The sequence below is a fragment of the Moorella sp. E308F genome (assembly GCF_006538365.1).
In the GTDB taxonomy this organism is placed as follows: Bacteria; Bacillota; DSM-521; order Neomoorellales; family Neomoorellaceae; genus Neomoorella.
Map to the genome: position 1 here is coordinate 24,135 of NZ_BJKN01000001.1, position 24,337 is coordinate 48,471.

A 24,337-nucleotide genomic window follows, 5' to 3' on the forward strand; every position below is an offset into this window, starting at 1 on the left:
GTTTTCCCCCCTGAAACCTCACGGGTTAACCGGCTTGTAACCCCATTTTTGCCAAATCTGGTAGGCCGGTGGTGAAGTTATAAATTCGGCCAGCTGTTGGGCCAGCTCCTTGTCTTCAGAACAATTCAGCACTGCCACAGGTACTGTTTTGACGTAATCCTTTAGTTCGGGTACTGGCACCAGATCGAGCCTGTCTTTTGCCCCCTGGTAATTTTCCTCCCAGATGACGGCGGCGTCGGCTTGTTTGGTGCTTAAATATACCACCAGTTCGTTTACCGTCGGCGTCCTGACCACCACATTTTTATTGACTGCCTCCAGAAGGCCGTGCTTTTGCAAGAGCTGGTCGGCCAGCTTGCCGATAGGATTGGCCTGGGGATCACCCAGGGCTACTTTCACTCCCGGCCGCCCCAGATCGGCTAATTTGTGGATGCCGGCAGGGTTGCCCTTCGGTACCGCCAGCACCGGGATGTGATAAACAACATTCTTTTCCCATGCTACCAGGTTTTTCTCTTTAATAGGCTTTAATTCCGCTATATCCCCCGGCAGGTAGACGTCTCCCTGCCCGGTTAACAGGATCTGGTTGTTGAGCTGGGCCGCGCCGCCAAAGGTATAGGTAACCTTTATCCCTGCTTTGGCTTGAAAGGCGGCACCAATTTCCTCGACCGGGTTTTTGAGGCCGGCGCCGCTATAGACTAAAAGGGAGCGCCCGGCAGCGTTGTCCGCCTCCTTATTATTACCTCCCAGCTGGCTTTGGCTTTTACCGCAGCCGGCCAGCACCAGCAACCCAAATAATAGTAAGCCCAATAATAATGTTACAGATTTTGCAAGCCTCACTGTTGTTTCCTCCTCCATTCCAACAATCAATGCCCAAAAGAACAATACTGCTCGTAACCGGCCAGGCGGGCAATACCGCTGATGGTTACCCCGTAAAAGATAACCGGTTTCCGGCCCACTATCGCTGTCAGGGTATCATTTACCGCTGTCGTACCGGTCGCCAGTACCAGGTCGCTCCATTCAATAATTTCCTCTGTATACCGGGCGTCTTCTATCATAACCCCGTTTTTGCGCTGACCGACATTATCCGGGTCCAGGTCGGTTACCCGGATGGGAAAATGACCGGCCAGGCTGGCCACCATGGCCGGCTGCAGGCCGATAAAAGCAATCCGGGGGTTGCCGAAACGCTCCCGGACATATTCTACCAGGCGGGCAGCACACAGCCCCGGTTCTTGATCACGGCAGTGGATGGTCTTGTCTACCAGCTTGAAATGCCGCATCACGGCGTTCAGGGTGGCTATAAATATGGCCCGTTCGTAGTTGTTACGCAGTGGTAGGGAAAGGACATCCTTCAGGGTGCCCTGGTAATTCCCCGGCATATCGGTATATGCCTGCCCCACCGCGCCAGCAAAGGTGGCCTGGAGCATCACTTCTTTACCTTTCAAGAGAGGGAAGTCCTGGCGTTCCGGCCGGCCGATGGCTTCTTCAGGCGTGAGGGGTCGGGCGCTGACCACCTGGATTTCTTCCTCACCGCTCAGGTGCCTGTCTTTTACCAGCCTGTAAAATTTTTCTCTGATGCCTTCTAAGAAATGCATCGAAGCTATCTCCTTTCCTGTTAATCAGCAATAAATTAAAAACCCCGTCTCCACGGCGGAGCGGGGTTTAACTTAAAAAGCGAGAGCTCTCTTATAGCCAACCCCCTCCTTTTCAATACCTGGAAGGCATACCCGTTTCCCGGTACACCCCGTGGACCAGCGGTCCAGGCCAACCTGCCATGGGTTATTCCTTTAGGCAGGATGGCTCGGAGGATGTAAATATTTAAGCATATGTTCTTTATATTATTCGCTGTAAGATAGCAAATTCCTGCCGGTAGTTCTAATTTTATAATACCGCCTAAAACAGATTCCCTGGTGCTGCTGTGGGAGGTGGCAAACAGAGTAAAAAATAACCCCTGGCATCTATTCTATACCAGGGATTTCATATTGAAGGAAGCCAATTTAGCTTTTATTGGGGGTCAACAATAGCCGGTAGCCACCGGCCATCTTTTCCACCTGAACCTGATAACCCCGGTTTTCTGCCAGGCGGGATACGTTTTCTTTGGTGGTCTCGTTATCGGTCAATACTGCCAGGGTTTGGCCCGGGTTTTGTTCCATGGCCTTTTTCGTCTTTACTACAGGTATGGGACAGGAAAGCCCGCGCACATCAACTTCCACCATAAAAACATCTCCTCCTTTTATTCTGAAGTTACCTCGTGCAAATACCGCTCCAGCTGCAGAGATTTTCCCTGAAAACGACTGGCAACTGGTCGATGATTTCAGCAACACTGGTGGCAGGCGTCGGGTTTGCCCTCTGGCCTGCTACCCGGTTGGCTTTTGCGCTGATGCTGGCCGCCTGGTCCGGATCCAGTTCAGCATAAGCAAAAGCAGTGACCATACCGGTGATGGTATCGCCCGTGCCGCCTATGCACTCCATTTGGGGGATATCCGGCTCTTTAATCTCATCAACGATAACCCCATCTTTTACTATATAATCGACAGCTCCTTTAACCAGGAGGCATTTGGCCGCACCCCCGTTAGCATAAGCGTGTTTAATTAGTTCTGGTACGCGGGCGAAGGCATCCTCGAACAGATGGCGGCTGATATAAGCCGGGTGAACGGCTTCCGGGTCGGCCAGGAAAGCAATTTCACTGGGGTCCGGGGTGAAAATATCAAAGTGGGGCGCTACACCTGCCGCCTTTGCCGCATACATGGAGCCGGCATCGGCAATTAGCACCGGCCGGGGGCGGCATTTTTCTACTGCGGTATAGAGCTTTTGCATTAACGTAACGATGGGTAGACAATAATGGAGAGCTAAAACCCTGGGCGCCAGCTCCTCTATATGTTCTATTAGATACTGATAAATCAACCTGCTTCCTTTTCCTGTGCCAATATCGCCTGCCAGCAATACCCGGGGCGGTTCCAGCCCGAGGTGACAGGTAGTGGCCAGAGCCGCACTTACCATGGCCATTGTCCCCTGGGTACAGGGCAAATAATGGCCGTCGACCCGAAGTTTTTCTCCTTCCTTTTCCACCCGGCCAAGGATCAGGGGCATGTCTGTTACTGGGACGGTCCCGGCAATAAGCATCAATTGAGCGCTACCCCTTTCCAAATTTCTAAAGCCTTTTCCAGGGCGCGGTCGAGCATCAGGGCGCACAGGGTACGGCCTTCGTCCTTGGGCCGGGGGGCTGCAGCCAGGTGGGTGCCCACCAGCCTGGTATAAAGATAGGGGATATCGGGACACCCTCCACCGGAAATATTAACTATCACACCTGTCTTTATATCAAAAACAAGTTTCATATTACCTAACTTTATCATAATGTGCTCGGCAAACCGGGTTACTTTTTCTACCTGTAGGGGTTCCATCTCGCCCTTGAAGGGATAAATACCCATGAAGGACACCCTGCCGGTAAGGGTCCTGGCTACTGCCGTTTGCTCGACCAGGTCGATTTCCAGGGCCAGGTCGCAGCCTTTGCGCATATCGGGCGGGGGCGCTACCAGTTTGCAGTCGAAGCCGGCTTTTTTCAACACCTTTTCGGCTTTCATAGCTTCCTCCACCGTAGTGAAAATCACCAAACCCCTGGCGTCAGCAGTTCCGGCCCGGGCCTCTAAGCTTTTTTTCAGCCAGCTTAAAACCATTTGGCATTCCCCCGCTTATTACGTTAATCTAGACTCTCCCGCATAAAGAACCCGACGCCGGCGGCGAAAACCAGACCTATTATTACAGCTGTGGGCCCGAAGGGGCCGGGGCCCTGGGGGCTAGAGGCAATTTGGAAATTGTGGGCAAAGGCAGCCCCTGCCAGCATGCCCATTATAACCACTCCCGCGTCGGTGTCACCTTCACCGGCGAGAACTGTTTGCCGTAATGGACAGCCGCCCAGCAAGGTAGCGGTAAGTCCGGCCAGGGCCATTCCTAAAAAATTCCATAATTGATTTGTATGGGCCACGGGCTGGCCCGCAAAACCTATGTTAATTTTACCAAGGATGGCGTTAACTACAAGAGCCCCCGCAAAAAAGGCCGCGATGCCACTGAAGAGGTAGGTATCCTTTACCAGGAAAAGATCGCGCCAGCCGCCGACAAAACACATCCTGGTTCTCTGGGCTAAAAAACCGATAATTAAACCTGCCGCCAGGGATACTCCCAACAGGGCATGGGCAGCGCCGGGGCCTTCCTTGCTGAAGAAAATAAATGAGGGTTTGGCAATAGCAAGAAGGAGCAACCCCAGCATAAAGAGCGGCATCAACCAGCCGGCCGCTGTATAGGTAGATTGCCAGCGGCCCAAGTTGAAACCTTTCTTAAGAAAATAAATGCCCACCAGGGCGCCTGCCACTACCCCCGCCAAGCCGGCGACAGCGTTCAAGTCACCGCCGGCAAGGCGCAATACAGCCCTTACCGGGCATCCTAAAAACACCAGGGCACCTATCATGAAAAAGGCGCCCAAAAAGAACCGCACCAGGGGTGCTGAGCCACCGCGGGCCCGGAATTCACCGAAAACAATGGCGGACAGGAAGGCCCCTAAAGCGATCCCCATAATTTCCGGCCGCAAATACTGGACTATCGCTGCCCGGTGCAGACCCAGGGCGCCGGCAATGTCCCGGTAGAAACAGGCGATACAAATGCCCATATTGGCGGGATTGCCAAGGTAGCTCATAAAGGCTGCCAGGGCACCGCCAACAAACCCTGCCATAATCATGAAGTTTTTTGGTGAAAAAACCCTATTCATTTATTTAAAACACCTCCGGTTATAAAATTAATAGGGATAAATATAAAATGATTAAAGGATTTGCCACCCCCCCTTGCCTCCTTTTATTCGATCGGTATATTGGTCACTTGTCTATAACCATTTCTATCCGCCGGAAGGATATTCCTTCATATTTTATATGACTTTTTGTTATACCTATGAAACAAAACAGAGCTCTAAAAATAAAAAATGGTTCAGAGACCTTTTAAACAAACTCTAAAAGGGTCTCTGAACCGTACAAAAAATCCTGCTGGTAGTTTAGCGATTACTCATACCTCGCCTTGAACCCAGATGCCAGGTAATAATCAAGACCCTCGTCAATCTCTATTTCCGTTAACCCGGCAGCTACCAGCATACCCATCATTTCGTTGCCCGGCGGGATCTGGTCCCCGGCTATAACGCCCCCCAGGGATCTATGCAAATTATTTATGGTTTCCCTTGCTTTCGTATGGCAGATAACCACCCGCCCGCCTGGTTTCAACACCCGGGCCATCTCTTTTAAGGCCTTAAGTTTATGGGGAAAATGGGGGAAAGCCGAGTTGCAGATAACCTCGTCGAAAGTAGCATCCGGATAGGGTATGGAAACAACGTCGGCGCAAATGAACTCCACATTAGCGGGGAACCCTTTACTTTGCGCCCGTTCCAGCATGGCCTCGGCTATATCCAGGGCCACTATCCGGCCAGCAGGGCCTACGGCAGCCAGTAAATAGGGAATTAATATCCCTGTGCCGCAACCCACATCTAACACCGTGCTGCCGGGAGCAATGTTCAATCCTTTAATAATTGTTTCCAGCTTGGCTTTTTCTTCCGGCGCACACAGGCTGTCCCAAATATCAGCCTTGCTGTTAAAATACTCGCGGTGGGTAAGCATATAACTCCCTCCTGCGCTCGCATATTGTTTTAACCCGCAATCACTCATTTTCTTGCCACTGTTTTACCTTGCGTTTCGGGGAGAAAATTGTTGCCAGGACAAAAATAACCGCCGAAGTAAGGACTATCGCCGCCCCGCTGGGAACATCCAGGATATATGAAACACCAAGCCCGGCCCAGCAGGAAAGGACACCAAAAAGCGCCGCCAGGAAGAACATGCGTTTCAAGCTATAGGTGAGTTGGTAAGCAGCGGCTGCCGGATTTAAAATCAGATTAAAAATTAACAGCCCGCCAATGCTGCGCAGGGAAGCGGTTACCGTTGCTCCGGTAAGAAAAAGGATACTGTAAAAGATGGCGTCGGCAGGTATGCCTACCGCCCGGGCCATTTCCCGGTGAAAGATAACCGCCTGGATCTCTTTAAAAAACATGACAACCAGCCCGGTAACTATGATCGTCACCACGGCCAGTAGCCAGAGATCCGCTGTCGTGACCGTCAGGATACTGCCCCATAGGAGTTCTAAGGCCTGGGTTTTGGGACCGGGCAATAGGCCCATAAAAAGGAAAGCCAGACCCATAGTTATGGAAAATATGATGCCGATGGGCGTATCGAGGTTAAATTCGCCCCGGTCGGCCAGGGGCCCGATGACAGCCGCCCCTATCAGGCTGAAGAGTATGGCTCCCAGCAATGGTTCAAAGCCCAGCCAGGTAGCAAAGAGGGCCCCGGCAAAGGCGGCATGGGAAAGGGAAACCCCAATAAAAGAAAGGTGCATAGTAACGACAAAAACGCCGATTAAGGAGCAGGCTACGCCGGCCAGCAGGCCGGCCAGCAAGGCCTCCTGCATAAACTTGTAGCTTAAAATACACATTTCCTGCTTCTTCCTAAAATTAATTTGAAACACCCAGGCCGGCAGGCGGCACTACGAGAGGATGAAAATGGCAGTTGCTATTTTCAAGCAAGTTAAAATAGCTGCTCCAGCACCCTGTCCTGGAGAAGCTCTTCCGGGTTTCCTGTTTTCCAAATACGCCCTTTTTTCATGAGCACCAGGCGGTCGCACAATTCAGTCAACCCTGTCAGGGAATGGGTAACCATTAAAGTAGTTAAGTTGCGTTCCTTATGAATACGTTGTACCAGCTGTAATATCTGCTGCTGCGCCCGCCGGTCCAGGGAAGCGGTGGGTTCATCCAGCAGGAGAATTGACGGTTCCTGGGCCAGGGCGCGGGCGATGGCTACCCGCTGTTGTTCGCCGCCGGAAAGATGGCCGATGGGACGCCCGGCCAAAGCCGTCATACCTACCAGCTCCAGCATGCGGTCTACTACCTGCCAATCGCCGGGTCCCGGCCGGCGGAAAAAGCCCAGCCGTCCGTAACGCCCCATCATGACTACTTCCCTGGCCGTTACCGGCATCCGGGGATCGATGGCCGGCAACTGGGGGACGTAGCCGATTTTACTGCGCAGGGCCGCCGGGCAGCCACGAGCCAGGTTATGGCCCAGCACCCACACTTCTCCCTGGAGCAAATGTCCCAGGCCATTGACCAGAGTTAGCAGTGTCGTTTTCCCGGCCCCATTGGGACCAATGATCCCTATTAGTTCCCCTGCTTTAACTTCTAGCGACACGCCACGCAGCGCTACATCTTCACGATAGGACACCACGGCATTTTTAATTTTAATAACTACTGGTACCATTGCTTTTCTTCCCTATTTGGGGAGGGCCGCCAGCAGCAATTCGACGTTTTTTTGTAAAGCCTGGTCCCATTTATCTGTTCCAGGGAGGCCGCCGGGAAAGTTGGAAATAGTAACCCTGGGTATTCCCAGTTCCTTAGCAATACCGGCGCCGGCATCCGGCCCGCTCTGGAGATTATCAATTATTAATTGCACACCTGCCTGCCGGCCCTTATCTACCAGTTCCTTTACCCGCTGCGGTGTAAGTTCTTCCGGACGGCCATAAGTACCTATAACCTGGAAACCGGCCCAGCGAACAAAGTCCTCTTGCTGGTCGGAGCAAAGAACTTTCAAGTTCCCCGCGCCCGCTGCCTGCAGGCGGGCCTGCGTTTCTTGTCCCACCCTGGCTGCCTGGTCAACAGCTTCCTGGGCCTTAGCCTTATAGTAATCTTTATTAGCCGGGTCTTTCTCTGCGAGTATACTGGCTACTGCCTGTAACGCCTGCTGCCATACCGGTGGTGCCATCCAGTTACCCTTTACTGCCACCGGAACTACTTCTAACTGGGGATTATTGGCGGAAGCCACCAATTCTTTGGTAAAAAGTTTACCCTGCCAGTCATGCATCAGGAAAACCCGGGCCTGGCTAAGTACGGCTACATCGGAAGGCTTGATGTCGAAGTGTCCGGGGCAGGAAGCCGGCGGGATAATATTCTTTACTTCCACCTTGTCCTTACCTACTTCCTGCACAGCAGTCATCAAAAGAGAGGTGCCGGTTACTACCTTAAGCTTATTACTCGTCTGCCGGGAATTACAACCAGTAACAACAAATAGCAAAAGGAACAGTAAAACGATATTGGCCATGAAACGAGCCATATTTCTTGAGGAAAACATAATATCGACCTCCCAAAACTTTGGAATGCAGTTCTGGCCCGGAGCCTATTCCTGGCAAACAAAAAACCATGGAAGCAGCTCCGCGCCGGCGAAGAACCTCCATGGTTCTCTTTTTACCCTGGCTACCTGCCAGGTAATTTACCCGTTAGTTATATTCGTCACTGGTTTAAAAATTCCTCCTTTGGAGGCTTCTGAACAGCAAAAAACGGCCCTTTCCCTCATTTGTGCTGATGCCCCCGCCGTCACGGCACCGCCGGTGAAAAACGTTTAATGCCCCAGTACCGGGTGAATCAAAAAATGCCTCGCATAAGAGGTTTTATCTCTCTATGCGAGGCTTTAACTATACGTGAATAAAGACTATACTTGCCAGGCTGCCTGGAAACCGCTGGAAACCGCATCAATGATTTTACCAACATTCCCAGCGTCTCCAATCACTCTTACAGGAATACCTTTATCCTCCAAAGCTTTATTAAGTTCTTTTCCTACAGGTGACTGTCCAATAGCTAATACAACCCTACGGCCGCGTATGAAGTCCTGTTTTCCTTCTTTACCAACTACAGATACACCTTCAGGAGTGATCTCAGTAACCATATTGCTTGTCCTTATTGTGATACCGAGCCTGGTGAGTTGCTGCATTATATCAAAGCGGCTGATCGGCTCCATATCTATAGCTACATCGGGTAACATTTCAACCACAGTAACTTTGGCTCCTTTTTCAGCCAGATAATGGGCAGTTTCGCAACCTACTAATCCCCCACCAACGACAACAACTTCTTCATCTTTTTCGAAAGATAGCTTCCCGGCAAGTACATCCCATGCCTGGACGACAAACGTACTTTCACTCTCCGCACCTTTAATCCTGGGTACTACAGGTTCAGACCCCGTAGCAAGGATCACATAGTCCGGGGAAAGCGCTGCAATAGTCTCAGCCTCGGCAGCAACACCGCTTCTGATTTCTACGCCCGCCCTTGAAAGCTCCGCCTCAAGCCAATCACGGAACCAATTAATTTTAGCTTTCCCTGGCGCCGCCGAAGCAATCCCCAGCTGCCCCCCCAGTTGTTCCCTTTTTTCATAGAGGATAACCTGGTGACCTCGTTTGGCTGCCGTAATAGCTGCCTGCATACCTGCCGGGCCTCCACCGACAACTACCACTTTCTTCTTTACAGGGGCTTGCTTAATCTCACTGTATACACCCTCGTGGCCCGTCACTGGGTTAACCGTACAACGGAGGCGGAGATTATGGAACACTCGACCGCCTATACACCCAATGTTGCAAGAAATACACTTTCGTATCTCATTGTGCCGTCCCTCTTTAGCTTTCTGAGCCCATTCCGGATCAGCGATCAAGCCACGACCAATAGCTACAAAATCCGCTCTTCCTTCAGCAATGACTTTTTCAGCAAACTCCGGTTCACGAATCACGCCCACTGTAATTACCGGGATACTGACTACCTTCTTGATTTCTTCTGCCAGATATACTCGCCATCCCTGTTCGAACCTCGAAGTCTCCAGAAGTGTAGGCATTGATTCATATATGCCCGAACTTACATGTAATACATGGACGCCTGCATCCTCTAGCATCTTAGCTATTTGTTTGCCCTCTTCTAAAGTATTGCCGTCCTCGACAAATTCGTCAGCGCTGAAGCGGAAACTGATCGGGTAGTCTTCTCCCACAGCTTCCTTAATCCTTCTGATTATCTCCAACGGGAAGCGCATCCTTCTCTCAAAGCTACCGCCATATTTGTCGACTCGCCGGTTTGTCCGCGGTGACATGAACTGTCCAATAAGATACCCATGGGCGCCATGCAGTTCTATCCCGTCAAACATGGCTCCTTTAGCTCTCACAGCCGTATTAACGAATTTCTGGATTAACTCTTCGATTTCGTTGATTGTAAGCTCCCGCGGTTGAGTACCAAGAAATGAACAAGGAACCGGAGAGGGAGCTACCGGTTGAAGCCCCTCTGTTATACCAGGAGTGGTCTGACGACCAGCATGGTGTATCTGCATAAAGATTTTAGCACCATAGTTGTGGACAGCTTCTGCCAGCTCAAAAAATCCGGTCATGTACTTATCATCATCGAGCCGCAACTGACAAGCAATATTTTTGCCCCGGGGGTAATCTATCTGTACATTTTCTAAGATTATAAGTCCTACCCCACCCCTCGCACGTGCTACGTAATAGTCAATAAGCCTCTGGCTTACTGATCCGTCCTCATTGGCAAGATTTGTGGCCATCGGTGGCATGACAATGCGGTTCCGGATTACCAGGTTTCCTATTTTACCTTCCGAAAAAAGGTTTGGAAAGTATGTCATATTACTCCCACCCTACTTTGTGATTGTTACTACTATCTACTATAACTTAAGGTAGAAGCTATTGTCAATTATTTTTCCCGTTTAGTTCTAATTTCTAACATCTACCTTGTGAATAAATGGATGCAATTTTTGCGCCATGCTCTGCAAGGTTGCCCCTGGATAAGGCCGGAGCGCCTGGAAATCTGCATCCAGTAACGTTCCGGCGGGCTGGTACTGCTGTAGTACGTAACGCCGTGCTCCACGCAGCAGCCGGCCTATGGCCAGGAAATCTTCCTCCATTAACAGGCCGGGAACTACCGTGGTACGAAATTCATAAGCAACCCGGCTGTTTTTAATGAGAGCAATACTTTCCTTTACAGCCTCCAGGTTCGCCCTGGTGCCGGTTAAAAGGTCATACTTCTCCGGCGGCGCTTTTATGTCCATGGCCACATAGTCCAGGAGGTCACCGGCCAGCAGCCTGGCTATAACATCAGGCTGTGAACCGTTGGTATCCAGTTTGACTTTAAAACCGTGGGATTTCAGTGACCGGATAAATTCCTCCAGGCCCGGCGCCAGGGTTGGCTCACCCCCGGTTATACAAACGGCCTGCACCCAGGAGCGGCGCCGAAGCAACAGGTTTAAAACCTCCGCCGGGCTGACTTCCGGCAAAGTAGCAGGGCGCAGCACCAGGTCGGCATTGTGGCACCAAGGGCAGCGGAAATTGCACCCGCCCAAAAAGACGGTAGTGCAAACCTCGCAGGGGAAGTCCACCAGGCTCGTTTGCTGGATGCCTCTAATGGCGATAGGGATCATTTCCTTAAAACAGGCAATGGCCGTCATATTATCCAGCCTTTCCTAAACTGCCGCCTGGCGTGTTTGTTCGTCGTCGCAGGAGACAGGACGGAAGCCACGCCGCTCCCGGAACTCCTCCTGCTTGCCTTTATTCCAGTTCTTCACCGGCCGGTAATAGCCGACGATCCGGCTCCAGACCTCCGTTTCCCGGCCGCAGGCCGGGCATGTCCACTGCTCGCCGGAAAGATATCCGTGCTCGGGGCAGATGCTGAAGGTAGGAGTAATGGTGAAATACGGCAGGCGGAAATTATCCATCACCGTCTGCAGAAAACGCCGGCAGGTTGCTGTATCTGTCACCCTTTCCCCCAGGTAGGCGTGAAAGACCGTACCTCCGGTATATTTTAGCTGCAGCTCGTCCTGGTGCTCCAGGGCGGTAAACACGTCGTCGGTGTAGCCGACCGGCAGATGGGTGGAATTGGTATAATACGGCTCCTCTGTTCCGGAAGTGAAGATGTCGGGATAATTGCGTTTGTCCAGCCGCGCCAGACGGTAGGACGTCCCCTCCGCCGGCGTGGCTTCCAGGTTGAAGAGCTGGCCGGTTTCTACCTGGTAGGTGGCCAGGACAGAACGCATGAAGTCCAGGATTTCTAAAGCCAGACCCCTTCCCTCGCGGGTATTAATACCTTTCCCTATAAAATTCAGGAGGGCCTCGTGCATGCCCACGATACCGATGGTGTTAAAATGGTTCTCCCAGTACCTGCCGAAGCGTTCTTTAACCTGCCGCAAATAGAACCGGGAGTAAGGATAAAGCCCTTGCTCAGTAAATTTTTCCAGGATATTGCGTTTGAGAAGCAAGCTCTCTTTTGCCAGGTCCATCTTCGCTTTGAGGCCGGTGAAAAATTCTTCCTTCGTTTTAGAAAGATAACCCAGTCGGGGCAAATTTATGGTGACTACACCTATCGACCCGGTGAGGGGGTTGGCCCCAAAGAGACCGCCGCCGCGTTTCTTGAGTTCCCGGTTATCCAGACGCAGGCGACAGCACATACTCCGCACGTCTTCGGGCTTTAAATCGGAATTGATAAAATTGGCGAAGTAGGGGATGCCGTATTTGGCCGTCATGGCCAGGATTTTTTCTACCACCGGGCTTTCCCAGGGAAAATCCGGTGTGATATTGTAGGTAGGTATGGGGAAGGTAAAAATGCGGCCCCGGGCGTCTCCCTCCATCATCACCTCGCAGAAGGCCGTATTCAGCCAGTCCATCTCCTGCTGGAAGTCGCCGTAACATTCTTTCCTGCGCTCGCCGCCGATAATCACCGGCTCGTTAGCTAAAATCTGCGGCACAACCACATCCATGGTCAGGTTGACAAAGGGCGTCTGGAATCCCACCCTGGTGGGTACATTGAGGTTAAAGATGAATTCCTGCAGGGCCTGCTTGACTTCCCGGTAGTCCAGGCCGTCGTAACGGATAAAAGGGGCGAGGTAAGTATCGAAGTTGGAAAAGGCCTGGGCACCGGCAGCTTCTCCCTGCAAAGTATAAAAGAAATTGGCTATCTGCCCCAGGGCCGTCCGGAAATGCCTGGGCGGCGCGCTTTCTACCTTCTGCCCCACGCCGGCAAAGCCGCTTTCCAGTAAATCGGCCAGGTCCCAGCCACAGCAATAGGGCGCCAACAACCCCAGGTCGTGGATATGGATATCGCCCCTTTCATGGGCCTCGCGGATAGCCGGCGGGTAGACCTTTTCCAGCCAATACCTGGAACTGACGGCGGCGATGATATGGTTGTTGAGGCCCTGGAGGGAATAATTCATGTTGCTGTTCTCATTAATCCGCCAGTCCTGGCCGTCCAGGTAGCCCTGGACCATTTCCTGCACGTTGACCAGAAGGTGGCGGAAATCCCGCCATTCCGCATGTTGTTGCCGGTAAAGGATATAAGCCTTGGCCGTCCGGGCATGGCCATTCTCAATCAATACTTTTTCCACCAGGTCCTGCACGTCTTCGACGGTAGGCAGCCTGTCGGCAAATTTTTCCGCCAGAAGGGCCGTCACCTGGTTGGCCAGCTGGCTGGCCTGGCGGCGGTCCTGGCCCCCGACAGCCTGGGCCGCTTTGTAAATAGCATTGATTATCCTCTCCTCGTCAAAGTCCACTACCCGGCCGTCGCGCTTGATGATCTTCTTGGGTATCATGATAAAATTTAAATCTCCTTTCGCCTGCCTGAATGAAAAACCCCAACCACGCCTGCGTAGCTGGGGTAAATCCTCCCTTACCTCACCTTCACCATGGCCGTGGTTTAACGGTGAAATCTCACGGGCAGGTCTCCTGGCTCGGGTTCAACGCTCCCTGCTGCCTTCCCAGTCCAGCACTCAGCTCCTTTAGATGCACTACTCCGGGTACTTCTTAATACTATAAGAAATTAACCCGTAGCTGTAAATATCTTGCTGAGTGCTGGACCAGTGGCTCCTTTAGCAGGTACTCCCCCTCACAGTGGCGGCACCGCGCCGGACTTGCACCGGCTTCCCTGGCACCCGCGAGAATCCTTTTCTGGTAATGTTCAACACAGTAATCTTCGACAAAGATGAGGCAAAATCCTGCCGCTATATAACCTTCTCATCCCCCGGTTAAGCACTGTTTTTATTCACCTGGGGCTATTTTTCCTTGCTGGAATTACTTTGTTTCCTGTTTTCTATGGGGGCAGGTATTACAAAGGGAGGGATCGTCAAAGGAGATCTGGCAGTAAGTCCCTTCCTCCTTCCAGCATGGCTTGGCGCACCCTATGCGTTCAGTCTTCCGGGAGCAGGCCGGGCAGTCCTCGTATAACCAGCAAGGATAGAAGGCCAGGTAGTGTTTGATGGAGTTTAAATTGAAGCCTTTATCGATGAGCTTTTGAATGAAGCGCAGCCGTTTCAAGTCATTATTTGAGTAAAGGCGCCGCCCGTTCTTGCGTGCGGGCTGGATGAGTTTATGTCTTTCCCAGACCCGCAGGGTGCCCGGCTGTATGCCCAGTAAATCGGCGACCACGCTGATGGTATATAACATTTGTTCAGGCATTAAAAGCCGCCTCGCTTAACAATCAGTTTATAAATTATTGGCAGTTTTATTTTACGTTAACTTATCATCCCAGATCAAGTATCGCTTTTCTCCTATCTGAAAACATAATTTTGCTATATCTAAATAACTTTGTTGTAAGATTTTTTATAAGTTTATTGACATGGGTTTGTTCAACAAATATGATATAAGTAAGATCAATAGTAAGCGGGGCGAAGAAGGCCGGTGTATCCCATCGGTATGGTTATCCAGGTCTTAGATATTTCTCCCCACCGCCTGCGTCGCTGGGAACGAAAGGGACTGGTTGTTCCCATGAGGAAAAACGGCCGGCGCTGCTATTCGGAACTGGACTTACAACGGTTAATGTTTATTAAACGCCTCCTTGATGGCAAACATTGCCGGCTCGCAAACCTCCCTAATTACCTCGCCTTTTACCCCTGCTGGCAGGATGGCAAATGCATAAGCACCCCTTTAGAAGAGCCAAAGGAAGGGGCGCGTCCCTGCTGGCAAAAGAAAAACTGGTATTGTGGCTACCAGTTCCACCGGAAAGTATAGTCAGGGTTACAAGGCAAGGAAATATCCGTTTTTTAACTTCTAGCACCATTCATTAAATTTTATCCAGGAGTGTTGTTTATGTCCATTTTGCTGGCTACAGAAGCGCCTGGCCTTGCAAAAATCTCCCGGGCCATGGGCGGAGCCAGCCTGCAGACCTGCCTGGCCTGCGGCGTGTGCACCGGCGGCTGCCCTACCGGCGACATCGGCGCCCCCGTAGACCCCCGTAAAATGGTGCGCCTGCTCCTTTTGGGGATGGAAGACCGGCTCCTGGCGTCAGATATGATCTGGCTCTGCACCATGTGCGGCCGCTGTACAGTCTACTGCCCGGTGGGCGTGAATATGGGCGACCTGGTCCGGGCCATGCGGTCGGAACTGGCGGCAGAAGGCCGCGTCCCCGTAAACCTGCAGAAAGTGGTAGACCTGGCTCTAGAGTCTGGCAATAATATGGGGATCAGCCAGGAGGATTACCTCGACACCCTGGACTGGATGCAGGAAGAGCTCCAGGCGGAGTTCGGCAGTGAGGCGGAAATACCCGTTGATAAGAAGGACGCCAGGATATTGTACGTTATCAACCCGCGGGAAGCGAAGTTCTTCCCCCTCTCCATTCTAGCGGCGGCCAAAGTGTTCCATGCCGCCGGCGAAAGCTGGACCCTTTCCAGCCGCTACTGGGACGCGACCAACTACGCCCTTTTCTCCGGGGACGACAAAGCCGGCGCTATCCTGGTGCAACGCCTGGCCGATGAGGTGGAGCGCCTGGGCTGCCAGGAGTTGATCATGACCGAGTGCGGCCATGCCTTCCGCGCCATTCGCTGGGGGCCGGAGCAGTGGCTGGGGTACAAACTCCCCTTCAGCGTGCGCAGTATCGTCCAGCTCATGGCCGAATACCTGCAAGACGGCCGCATCCGCCTTGACCCCTCCCGCAACAGCGAACCGGTAACCTATCACGATCCCTGCAATCTAGGCCGCAAGGAGGGCATTTTTGAAGAACCGCGGCAGATACTCCGGGCGGCGGTAGCAGATTTCCGGGAGATGACACCCAACCGTGAGAATAACTACTGCTGCGGCGGCGGTGGCGGCCTGCTCTCTTTGAGCGAGTTTGGCCAGGAACGCATGGCTAAAGGAAAGGTGAAAATAGAACAGATCCGGCGCACGGGAGCAAAGATTATCGCCACTCCCTGCCATAACTGCGTTGACCAATTGAACGATTTATGCCGTCATTATCACCTCGATGTTAAGGCGAAAAACATAGTCGAGCTGGTAGCCGACGCTCTCGTAATTAATGGCAAGGAGTGAGGTATTGATGGTTAAAAATGGTTCGTTGCCGGTAGCCGTACTGGGAGCAGGTATCGCCGGGGTCCAGGCGGCTCTAGACCTGGCCTGCCTCGGCTACCAGGTAATCCTGGTAGAACGCGCTGCCCGGCCGGGCGGCAAGCTGGCTATTTTACCCAAGACCTTTCCCACCAACGACTGCAGCGCCTGCGCTATGACGCCCTGGAATGGTTTCTTCTGTATACGCTCCCCGCACTTTATCAGGCTGGCCGGGGAAGATAAAATCGTACTCTTGACCGGTGCTGAAGTTAAAAACTTAACCGGGAAAGCAGGCCATTTTTGTCTCCATCTTAACCGGCAGGGCCGGGAAGAAACCATCAATGTGGCTGCCATCATCCTTTGTCCCGGTTATGAGGAATATTTACCCCCTAGTTTAAACGCCCGTTACGGTTATGGCCGTTATAGCGGTGTCTTGACGGGCCTGGAGCTGGAGCAACAGCTGGCTAACAGTGGGTACCCGCACCGTCCCCCGGGCAAAGAGCCGGTGCAACGGGTGGCTTTCATCCAGTGTGCCGGCTCCCGCGATCCCGCCAACGGAGTGGCTTACTGCTCGGCCGTCTGCTGTATGTATGCCCTGAAGGAGGCCCTGATGCTTTATGAGACCGCTGCTAATTTGAAACTCCCTTTACCGCAAATAACCCTGTTTTACATGGACCTGCGTACCTACAGCAAAACTTACCAGGAATATCTGGAGAAGGCCCGGCGGGAATACGGATTAAGGCTTGTTCGTTCCCGCATTCACAGCATTATCCAGTCTCCAGGAGAACCCCGGCTGGTCATTCGCTATGCCCGGGAAAACGGCCAGATCAACGTCGAAGAATTTGACCTGGCAGTACTGGCTACCGGCTTGCGACCGCCGGATGGCGCCCGGGACCTCGCCGCCAAGCTGGACATTAAGGTCGATACCTATGGTTTCTGCCAGTCCCCTACCCTTTCTCCCTTGGCCACCACACGGGAAGGAGTATTTGTCGCCGGCGCCTTTAGCGGCCCCTGCGACGTAATCGATGCCGTCACCCAGGGCTCGGCCGCTGCCGCTGCCTGCGCTTCCTGGCTAAAAGAAGCAGGTTTATTTTATAGGAGTTCCCTGCCCCCTAAAATACAATTGGTTTCACTTCCTGGCGGCAATAGTATCCCGCCGCGGACCGGCGTCTTTGTCTGCGGGTGTGACCAGTTGTCTGCCGGCCTGGATTTAAAGGAGCTGGAAGAATATAGCCGCTCCTTGCCTGGGGTTGCCTGGGTGGAAAGATTATTCCTTTGCGCCGGGGGGGCAGGCGAACAATTACGCCAGGCCATAAAGGAACATAGCTTAAACCGTATTGTAGTAGCTGCCTGCAGCGCGCGTGCTCTGGAACCCCTGGTAAAAACTTATCTGCGGCAGGCCGGCCTGCCGGGCCATGTAGCAAAGGTGGTTAATGTCCTGGATCATGCGGTCCGGATTTACAGTGGCAGGAAAGATCGCGCTACCAGAAAAGCCAGGGACCTGGTGCGGATGGCAGCGGCCAGGGCATTGACTGCTCCTGCCGGCATGGTGGAGGAATGGTCAATAACACCCGCCGCCCTGGTAATCGGGGGTGGGGTGGCCGGCATGGTTGCCGCCCTTACCCTGGCCGATCTAGATTTGGAAGTCCACCTGGTAGAAAAGGAGGGACGACTGGGTGGTAATGCCCTTCGCCTGCAGTACACCTTACAGGGCGCCGACGTTGAGGCATATCTGGCCAGGCTAAGCCAGCGTCTCAGCAAACACCCCCGCATCCATATCCACCTGAACGCTCAAGCCAGGACCATAACCGGCCGGCTGGGAAGTTTTACTACAGAGATAGAAGGCACAGGCGGGCTAAAGGAGAACATCCGGCACGGCGTAATTATTATTGCCACCGGTGCTGCAGAAAAGAAGCCGCGGCAGCACTTGTATGGCCAGCACCCGGCAGCAATTACCGGCCTGGAGTTAGAAGACCTGCTTAAAACCCGGAGCCGGCGGCTGGAGAGCCTGCAAAAGGTTGTCTTTATTCAATGCGTAGATTCCCGCGATGACTCTCATCCTTACTGCAGCCGGATCTGCTGCAGCGAAACTTTAAAAAATGCCCTGGAACTCAAGAAAATCAACCCGGAAGTTGATGTATACGTGCTCAACCGGGATATTATGACCTACGGCCTACAGGAACAGTGGTACGAGACCGCCCGCTCCCAGGGCATCCTGTTCCTGCGTTATAACCTGGAAGTGCCGCCGGAAGTAACGGTGCCCGCAAAGAAAGCAGGACCAGAGGGCAAAATACAAGTCAGGGTTTACGATCCCATTCTGGGCGAAGAAATTGTCATTGATGCCGATCTCCTGGTGCTGGCGACCGGGATGGAGCCACGGGCGGAGAATTGGTGCCTGGCGTCTTTATGCCACATCCCCCTGGACGAGAATGGTTTCTTTGCTACCAGCCATCCCAAATTAAAAACTGTTGAGACGCCGGTGCCAGGCATCTTCACCTGCGGGCTGGCAGAAGGGCCTAAAAATCTCGAGGAAGCCATAGCTTCAGCGCAGGCCGCGGCCGTAAAGGCGGCCGCCCTCCTGGTGCAAGAGCGCCAAACCCTTCCCGAACGGGTAGCCCGGGTAGAAGGCGCCTGCGCGGCCTGTCTTACCTGTGTGCGTGTTTGTCCCCATGGTGCCCCTGCAATTAAGGAACACCGTTCCTATATCGATCCCCTGCTCTGCCAGGGATGCGGCGCTTGCGTGGCGGCATGCCCGGCGCAAGCCATTACCCTTACAGGTTACAGTCATACTGAAATGGAAGCTGAACTCAAGGCCCTGCCAGATGAGCCAGGGAAGGTGCTGCCTACCGTTATCTTCACCTGCAGCTACTGCGCTTATGCCAGCTTTGAAAATGCTGCTGGCCTGGAGTGCCAGAATGACGTTTTTGTATTGCAGGTACCGTGTTTAAGCCGGATTGGCACCCTGGAGGTGCTTAAGGCCATTGAAGCCGGCGCGCAGAAGATTTGGCTGACGGGCTGCATTGAAGGCCAGTGCCACTTCCGGCCGGCCAGGGCCTTCGGCAGCCAGCGCTCTGGACCCGACCCTATGCTTTGCCAGGAGCAGGCCTGGCGCCGTGTCAAGAAGATACTGGGTGAAATCGGGATTGACGAAGAAACGGTAAAGGTTCTGCGTCTCCCTCCACCAATGCCGGATAACGGGCGCCTGGCCAGTTGCCTGGGTTAAAAACCGGAAAGGGGTGCAGCTATGAAACGGACGGATGTGCTGGTTGTGGGCGGGGGTATTTGCGGGTATACGGCAGCGCTGGCTGCCAGGCGGTACTATGGCGGCAAAAAGATCACCCTGGTGCGTAAAGAAGTCCGGGCTTTAATTCCGTGGTGCCTTGCTTACAATTGCGCCAAAGGTACGCTCTATAACAATGTCTTGCGGGACGACCGTCTTTATGATGAGGGAATTGAACTGGTAATCGATGAAGTGACAGCCATTGACCGCCAGGGCAAATGCGTCACCACCGCCTTTGCTGAAGATATTATTTATGATAAATTAATTCTGGCTACCGGTTCCCTCCCGGCAACGGCTTTTTTTAAAGGCGCCGACCTGCAAGGCGTGTTTGCCTTAAAAAAAGAGTTCCCCTACCTGGAAAACATTCGCGCTTCTCTGGCTTCTGCCAGGTCCCTGGTCATTGTGGGTGCCGGACCCGCCGGTATAGAGTTTGCCGAGGCATGCACCGCCAACCGGCAGTTAAACATCACCATGATAGAACTTCTCCCCCACTGCCTGGCCTGGGCTTTTGACGATGAAATTTGCACCCTGGTGGAGGAAAACCTCCGGCTGCGAGGTATCAACATTATAACCGCAACCGGAGTAGAAGAATTGCAGGGCAATAAACGGATTGAACAGGTGAAGCTCACCAGCGGCCGGACTTTACCTGCTGATACGGTTATTCTGGCCACAGGTGTCGTGCCCAATACCAGGTTGGCCCGAGAGGCCGGTCTGGCAACCGACGAACACGCTGGCATCCTCGTTGATGAGTATATGCGCACCAGTGATGGAGATATCTTTGCCGTTGGCGATTGTGCCGCGAAATGCTCTCTTTCCGGTCCCGGGGGCGCTAATGCCAGACGGGCTATAGAAGGCGGCCGCGAGGCCCGCGTGGCCGCCGCCAATCTCTTCGCCCTCAAGCGCCCCAGGGAAATAGCTTTAGAGAAGTTCTCTGTCACCATTGGCGATCATGCCTTTGGCTCCGTGGGTCTCATTCAAAGAACGAACCCGGAAACGGCTAGAGAAATGCTAACAGTCGATATTGCTCCTGGCGTGATAGCCAGAGATGTGGCGGTAAAGGTGGCTTATGCCCGGGAAACCGGGGCAACTATTGGTGCTCAAGTCCACGGTAAGCCTCTGGGCATGGTCCGGGAAATAATAGATCGGTTAGCGACTGCAATTCAACATCAAGCCCGTTTCGACGAGCTGGCCCTGGCCTGATAAACTTCAAAGGACCCTACCGTTCTAAAAGGTGGCGTTAATTTACGCCACTTTTCTTGTTTTTCTGTTTCCCAGGCAGGAGTGCATGTACCTCCAGGTCGTTACGTGTTGAAAAGGCAGGCAAGTTTTTATTTTAGCCGGCGCAAATAAATATCGTTCTCAACTATACCGGCAGTCGTGGTTATATACAGCCATTCTCTTTCCTGCCGCCACGTCAGATGATGGCCGATCACGCGATAAGGGTGACCGCCAGTGTAGACGGCTACCGTCAGGTCGGCCAGGCCGGCCTTATTCCGAAGCTTTATTACCCAGCCTGCTGGTTCCTGGTTAAAGGTGGCTTCTGTTTGTTCATGGCGGTTTAAAAAGGCAGCAAACCGGCTCATAGGCCAGACCAGCAAGCGTTCTTCTTCCTGATCCCGGGCCGCCCGGTTGGCGAGGTGAGCCAGGGCCTCCAGGGCATACTCCTTTTTGTTGGCGTGGGTATAAATCAAGCGGATGACGTGTTCTTCTTCAATAAAATTAAGGAGGTCATCGAACCAGCCTTTAACCTCCGCCAGGGGTACACCGGCGGTCATTAATTCCTCCAGGGCGGCATACTCCTGGTAAGGAGTGATTGGAAATGACCACAAGTTGCCGCTCACCTGGCGGCCGTGAAAAATGCTCCGGGTAGGGCTGGAGCCGGTATCCCCGGGGCTGTAGTAAGCCAGGACGCCATGTTGCTGTAGCCACTCATTGACAAAGGGAGGATGATTCCCTGAGGGAGCGCTGTATTCCAGCACCGGCCGGCCGGTAATCCTGGTCAAGGTATCGCAATTCAAGGCCAGGTAGCGCCAGACCTCCTGGCGCGGCATTTTTTTAAGGTTGGCCGCAAAATAATTATGGATCCAGCCGCCGTGGGAACCGATGGCCCCGTATTTCTGCATCAGTTCCACCCAGGGCCGGCCTTTGAAGGGCGAGGCGGCATCAAAGCCGTAGCCATCTCCTGGCCGGTATGTATCCGGGCCGGCGGTGATGTGAATGGAATACTGGAGGTCGGGCCGGAAGACCCCCCGCTGGATCATGGCCCGCAACGGTCCGATATGGGCATTGCTGTCCAGGTGAAAGTTGACTACCAACCCGCCTTTACCCTGGGGAGTATTGACCAGGCGGGGCAGGTGGGCATATTTGATTAAAAATGTCCGGAGAACGGAACGTAAGGGAAGGTCGTCGGACATTTGCTTGTAAAAACCCAGGGGTATGTTAACAAAAATCACCACGCCCCCGGAGGGGTAAGATTTTTCAGTGATAACGGGATTTAAGCCTGCCCGGCTGTCATAGGCTATCAGCCGGGCATCCAGAAGCCTTGCCCGGTTATGGCGGTAACGTAACCGCCCGTACCCATAGCTGCTGACAGCATTGTCCCGGTCAAGCTTACCGGGTGTGATCCCCCAGGATACCGCCAGCCGGGGCGTGGGGAACTGCCAGTAGCCGTCATCATAGGTTTTCTGGTCCCCACCCGGGGCCGGGCCGTAATTTACCCCGGCAAGGCCAGCCAGGACCGGCTCGGGTAGCCTTTCCCCGCCGGCCCCCCTGGTACCCGGGTCATAGACCAGTAAAACCTTGCCTCCGGATAGGACATAGTCGGTTAATACCCGGGGTAGCGGCGACGGTAAAACCTGGTTTAACCCTTCCGGCAAAATCATGGCCGGGTAGCGCGCTACCAGTTCCCCGGGAGGAAGGTTCAGGTCCCCAGGGCCAATTTCCACCCAGGGAAAACCTTCTTCCTTTAAGACCGCCGCATAAGCCGCCAGGGTGCCCTGATCTGTCCCCGGCGTCGTAATTAAGAGCCCCGCCCGTACCTGATGGGTTGCCGCTTTTGGTTGCAACCATCCGGTACTCGCCGCTATGGGCAAGAGTAAAAACGCTGTTAAGCTTAAAAAATAACGCCGTAATTTAATTTTAACCATCCTGCTTTTGCCCCTGCCAGGAAAGTTAACCAAAGATTAATAGCTTATTATTCACCTGAAGAGATGTGAATCCTTTTTTGCCTTTAAAACATCGACAAGGCTTTACATCTATTTTACCCGCATTGGTCCCGGCAACAAATAGCGGCAACTTTTTTACCTGCAGCAGGAAAAATGGTTTTTCAAGGCGAATCTTTCCAGGAAGATGTAATTTACTAGCGAAGACTTTCCTTCCCCGGAAAGGAGCAGCCACATGGCGCAGGATTGTATCACCTTTAAAGGGACCCGCGGCGGCCTGCTGATTTTGCTGGATGCCAGCCGGGATTTTAATGAACTGCGGGCTAACCTCGCCGCTAAATTCGCCGCAGCCCGGGGCTTCTTTCAGGGCGCTTCCTTTGCCCTGGTACCAACCTCCCCTTTAAGCAGCCGGGAAACAGCCGAACTGGAAGCTATCTGCCGGGCACACGGCCTGGTTCCGGGAAAAAATATACCTTTGCCGGACCGCTACCGGCCCCACATAAAGCGGGAAAGACCCGCCCCTGCCACTAATGTAGCAGGGGTCAATTATGACGAGGTAGCGCCTGCTCCTGCCGTAGCCGACGCAGCTGAACTCTCTACCCTGCTGGAAGAAGGGAATCTCCGTAACGGCCAGGAACTAACTTATAACGGCCATGTGGTGCTGGTGGGTAACGTCCATCAGGGCGCCACCATTAAAGCCGGCGGCAACATCCTGGTCATGGGAACGCTCCTGGGCAGCGCCCATGCCGGAGTCTCAGGTAACAGGGCAGCCGTTATTGTTGCCCACCGGCTGGTCCCGGAGCAACTCAGTATCGCCGGGATACTCGCCCGCTCCCCCGAAGAAAAAATAAGGAGGGCCTATCCGGAGATAGCCCGCCTTGTTGGTGACAAAATTATCGTTGAACCATATTTAAACCGTAAAGCTCCCCGTAATTGAATTTTACTTGTCTTCCAGGTCTTCCGGCTGCATGGTATAGGCCGGTACCATAGTTGGTGTGTAATTGTTAAAGGGTGCGATGGGGTAGAGCTGACCGTGGCCCATGAGCAGGCTCTCCATATTTTCGACTATTGTTTCCAGCAAACTGTAAGGCGCTGCGAAAACCAGCTCATCCTTCTGGGTGCCCCCGAAGGTGCGGTCGCCGGCACAGGGGAAGCCAATGATAGGCTTTTGTTCTTTCAGGGCAAAGGCAATGGAAGAACAGAGAGCCGCTTCAGCTACCGTATCAGCCTTGACCGGTTCCCCGGTTTCATGTAGGCAGCAATGAACCAGGCGCATAACCTGCGCCGGGTTGGCGTAAATGACCACCACATCGGGGTCTTCTTGGGTAAAGCCTTCTACCGGGGCCACAAAAATACCGTCGTATATTTTACCGGCATCCCCCAGTTTATACGTATTGGCCATAAAGCGCCGGCCGGCTTCGAGATCGGCTACATAGCGGCCCAGGGGGGCTTTACCGCTGGTGAAGCGCTCCGGGGTCTTGATGAGGCCGGTGCAGGCCGCGCCAATGGCGCAGACCATCAGGTCCGGCGTACCGGCACTGGCCCGGCCCTGGTAGCGGGCCGCCGCCACCTGCTGGCAGATGTTGATCTTCCAGTTGTACGGCCGCCGGGGCAGGTCCTTTCTATTTTTATAGAGCTTTACTCCAACGATACCCGTGTCCAGGCGCAGGACTTCAGTCAACCTTCTGGCCATAGTGGTTTTGTCTAAATCGGCCAT

The 24,337-nt window shown here is 53.4% G+C and carries 23 protein-coding genes and 2 riboswitches; of the genes, 6 read left to right on the forward strand and 17 right to left on the reverse strand.

Translation table 11 applies throughout. The annotated features are described in order from the left end of the window. Positions 1-18 precede the first annotated feature (18 nt). From modA to E308F_RS00215, 10 genes are all read right to left on the reverse strand, one after another. A complete protein-coding gene (gene modA, locus E308F_RS00170; protein ID WP_216364418.1) occupies positions 19-804 on the reverse strand; it encodes a molybdate ABC transporter substrate-binding protein in 786 nt (261 codons plus the stop codon). 56 nt (positions 805-860) lie between these two features. Continuing rightward, positions 861-1,589: a Rossmann-like domain-containing protein gene (locus E308F_RS00175; protein WP_141262688.1), complete on the reverse strand. Its 729-nt coding sequence runs from the start codon at positions 1,587-1,589 to the stop codon at positions 861-863. Between the two features lie 88 nt (positions 1,590-1,677). After that, positions 1,678-1,813, reverse strand: a riboswitch (molybdenum cofactor riboswitch). Positions 1,814-1,991: 178 nt separating this feature from the next. Further along, positions 1,992-2,210 (reverse strand): sulfurtransferase TusA family protein, encoded by a 219-nt coding sequence (locus E308F_RS00180; protein WP_141262689.1) that lies wholly within the window; start codon positions 2,208-2,210, stop codon positions 1,992-1,994. 28 nt (positions 2,211-2,238) lie between these two features. Beyond that, a complete protein-coding gene (locus tag E308F_RS00185; RefSeq protein WP_141264039.1) occupies positions 2,239-3,117 on the reverse strand; it encodes an NAD(P)H-hydrate dehydratase in 879 nt (292 codons plus the stop codon). Further along, entirely contained in the window at positions 3,117-3,668 is a 552-nt protein-coding gene (locus tag E308F_RS00190) for a DUF3343 domain-containing protein (RefSeq protein WP_172613542.1), read from the reverse strand. Before E308F_RS00190 ends, E308F_RS00185 begins: the two co-directional genes overlap by 1 nt. Before the next feature lie 23 nt (positions 3,669-3,691). Beyond that, on the reverse strand, positions 3,692-4,753 hold the full coding sequence (gene yedE / locus E308F_RS00195) for a YedE family putative selenium transporter (protein ID WP_141262690.1): 1,062 nt from the start codon (positions 4,751-4,753) through the stop codon (positions 3,692-3,694). 283 nt (positions 4,754-5,036) lie between these two features. Continuing rightward, a complete protein-coding gene (locus tag E308F_RS00200) occupies positions 5,037-5,642 on the reverse strand; it encodes a class I SAM-dependent methyltransferase (RefSeq protein ID WP_141262691.1) in 606 nt (201 codons plus the stop codon). A gap of 40 nt (positions 5,643-5,682) precedes the next feature. After that, a complete protein-coding gene (locus E308F_RS00205) occupies positions 5,683-6,507 on the reverse strand; it encodes a metal ABC transporter permease (RefSeq protein WP_172613541.1) in 825 nt (274 codons plus the stop codon). A 92-nt stretch (positions 6,508-6,599) separates the two neighbouring features. Next, positions 6,600-7,325: a metal ABC transporter ATP-binding protein gene (locus E308F_RS00210; RefSeq protein WP_141262692.1), complete on the reverse strand. Its 726-nt coding sequence runs from the start codon at positions 7,323-7,325 to the stop codon at positions 6,600-6,602. A gap of 12 nt (positions 7,326-7,337) precedes the next feature. Beyond that, positions 7,338-8,192 (reverse strand): metal ABC transporter substrate-binding protein, encoded by an 855-nt coding sequence (locus tag E308F_RS00215; RefSeq protein WP_216363873.1) that lies wholly within the window; start codon positions 8,190-8,192, stop codon positions 7,338-7,340. A 25-nt stretch (positions 8,193-8,217) separates the two neighbouring features. Here E308F_RS00215 and E308F_RS16065 point away from each other — a divergent pair, with 25 nt between their 5' ends. Then, positions 8,218-8,463, forward strand: a complete 246-nt coding sequence (locus E308F_RS16065) for a hypothetical protein (RefSeq protein WP_216364419.1) — start codon at positions 8,218-8,220, stop codon at positions 8,461-8,463. 86 nt (positions 8,464-8,549) lie between these two features. Here the strand turns inward: E308F_RS16065 and E308F_RS00220 are convergent, their stop codons facing one another. The 4 genes from E308F_RS00220 to E308F_RS00235 all read right to left on the reverse strand — a co-directional run bounded on the left by E308F_RS00220 (position 8,550) and on the right by E308F_RS00235 (position 14,319). Then, positions 8,550-10,505, reverse strand: coding sequence for an FAD-dependent oxidoreductase (locus E308F_RS00220; RefSeq protein ID WP_141262693.1), 1,956 nt, complete (start codon positions 10,503-10,505; stop codon positions 8,550-8,552). 87 nt (positions 10,506-10,592) lie between these two features. After that, positions 10,593-11,324 carry an anaerobic ribonucleoside-triphosphate reductase activating protein gene (locus E308F_RS00225; RefSeq protein WP_253260364.1) on the reverse strand — a complete coding sequence of 244 codons (732 nt, stop codon included), beginning with the start codon at positions 11,322-11,324 and terminating at the stop codon, positions 10,593-10,595. 15 nt (positions 11,325-11,339) lie between these two features. After that, positions 11,340-13,457: a ribonucleoside triphosphate reductase gene (locus E308F_RS00230; protein ID WP_141262694.1), complete on the reverse strand. Its 2,118-nt coding sequence runs from the start codon at positions 13,455-13,457 to the stop codon at positions 11,340-11,342. A 106-nt stretch (positions 13,458-13,563) separates the two neighbouring features. After that, a riboswitch (cobalamin riboswitch) is annotated at positions 13,564-13,815 on the reverse strand. A 120-nt stretch (positions 13,816-13,935) separates the two neighbouring features. After that, positions 13,936-14,319: a MerR family transcriptional regulator gene (locus E308F_RS00235; protein ID WP_141262695.1), complete on the reverse strand. Its 384-nt coding sequence runs from the start codon at positions 14,317-14,319 to the stop codon at positions 13,936-13,938. A gap of 222 nt (positions 14,320-14,541) precedes the next feature. Between E308F_RS00235 and E308F_RS00240 the strand changes: the two genes are divergently transcribed. The 4 genes from E308F_RS00240 to E308F_RS00255 all read left to right on the forward strand — a co-directional run bounded on the left by E308F_RS00240 (position 14,542) and on the right by E308F_RS00255 (position 20,659). Beyond that, on the forward strand, positions 14,542-14,871 hold the full coding sequence (locus E308F_RS00240; protein ID WP_141262696.1) for a MerR family transcriptional regulator: 330 nt from the start codon (positions 14,542-14,544) through the stop codon (positions 14,869-14,871). 78 nt (positions 14,872-14,949) lie between these two features. Continuing rightward, positions 14,950-16,164 carry a (Fe-S)-binding protein gene (locus E308F_RS00245; RefSeq protein ID WP_141262697.1) on the forward strand — a complete coding sequence of 405 codons (1,215 nt, stop codon included), beginning with the start codon at positions 14,950-14,952 and terminating at the stop codon, positions 16,162-16,164. A gap of 7 nt (positions 16,165-16,171) precedes the next feature. Beyond that, positions 16,172-19,402, forward strand: coding sequence for an FAD-dependent oxidoreductase (locus E308F_RS00250; protein WP_141262698.1), 3,231 nt, complete (start codon positions 16,172-16,174; stop codon positions 19,400-19,402). Between the two features lie 21 nt (positions 19,403-19,423). Further along, positions 19,424-20,659 (forward strand): NAD(P)/FAD-dependent oxidoreductase, encoded by a 1,236-nt coding sequence (locus E308F_RS00255; protein ID WP_141262699.1) that lies wholly within the window; start codon positions 19,424-19,426, stop codon positions 20,657-20,659. Positions 20,660-20,787: 128 nt separating this feature from the next. Here the strand turns inward: E308F_RS00255 and E308F_RS00260 are convergent, their stop codons facing one another. Beyond that, on the reverse strand, positions 20,788-22,605 hold the full coding sequence (locus E308F_RS00260) for a hypothetical protein (RefSeq protein ID WP_141262700.1): 1,818 nt from the start codon (positions 22,603-22,605) through the stop codon (positions 20,788-20,790). Between the two features lie 25 nt (positions 22,606-22,630). Continuing rightward, a complete protein-coding gene (locus E308F_RS16070) occupies positions 22,631-22,855 on the reverse strand; it encodes a hypothetical protein (protein WP_216364420.1) in 225 nt (74 codons plus the stop codon). Between E308F_RS16070 and minC the strand changes: the two genes are divergently transcribed. Next, positions 22,856-23,557 carry a septum site-determining protein MinC gene (minC, locus tag E308F_RS00265; RefSeq protein ID WP_141262701.1) on the forward strand — a complete coding sequence of 234 codons (702 nt, stop codon included), beginning with the start codon at positions 22,856-22,858 and terminating at the stop codon, positions 23,555-23,557. It begins immediately after the preceding gene. A gap of 3 nt (positions 23,558-23,560) precedes the next feature. Here the strand turns inward: minC and E308F_RS00270 are convergent, their stop codons facing one another. Further along, entirely contained in the window at positions 23,561-24,337 is a 777-nt protein-coding gene (locus E308F_RS00270; protein ID WP_141262702.1) for a DUF169 domain-containing protein, read from the reverse strand.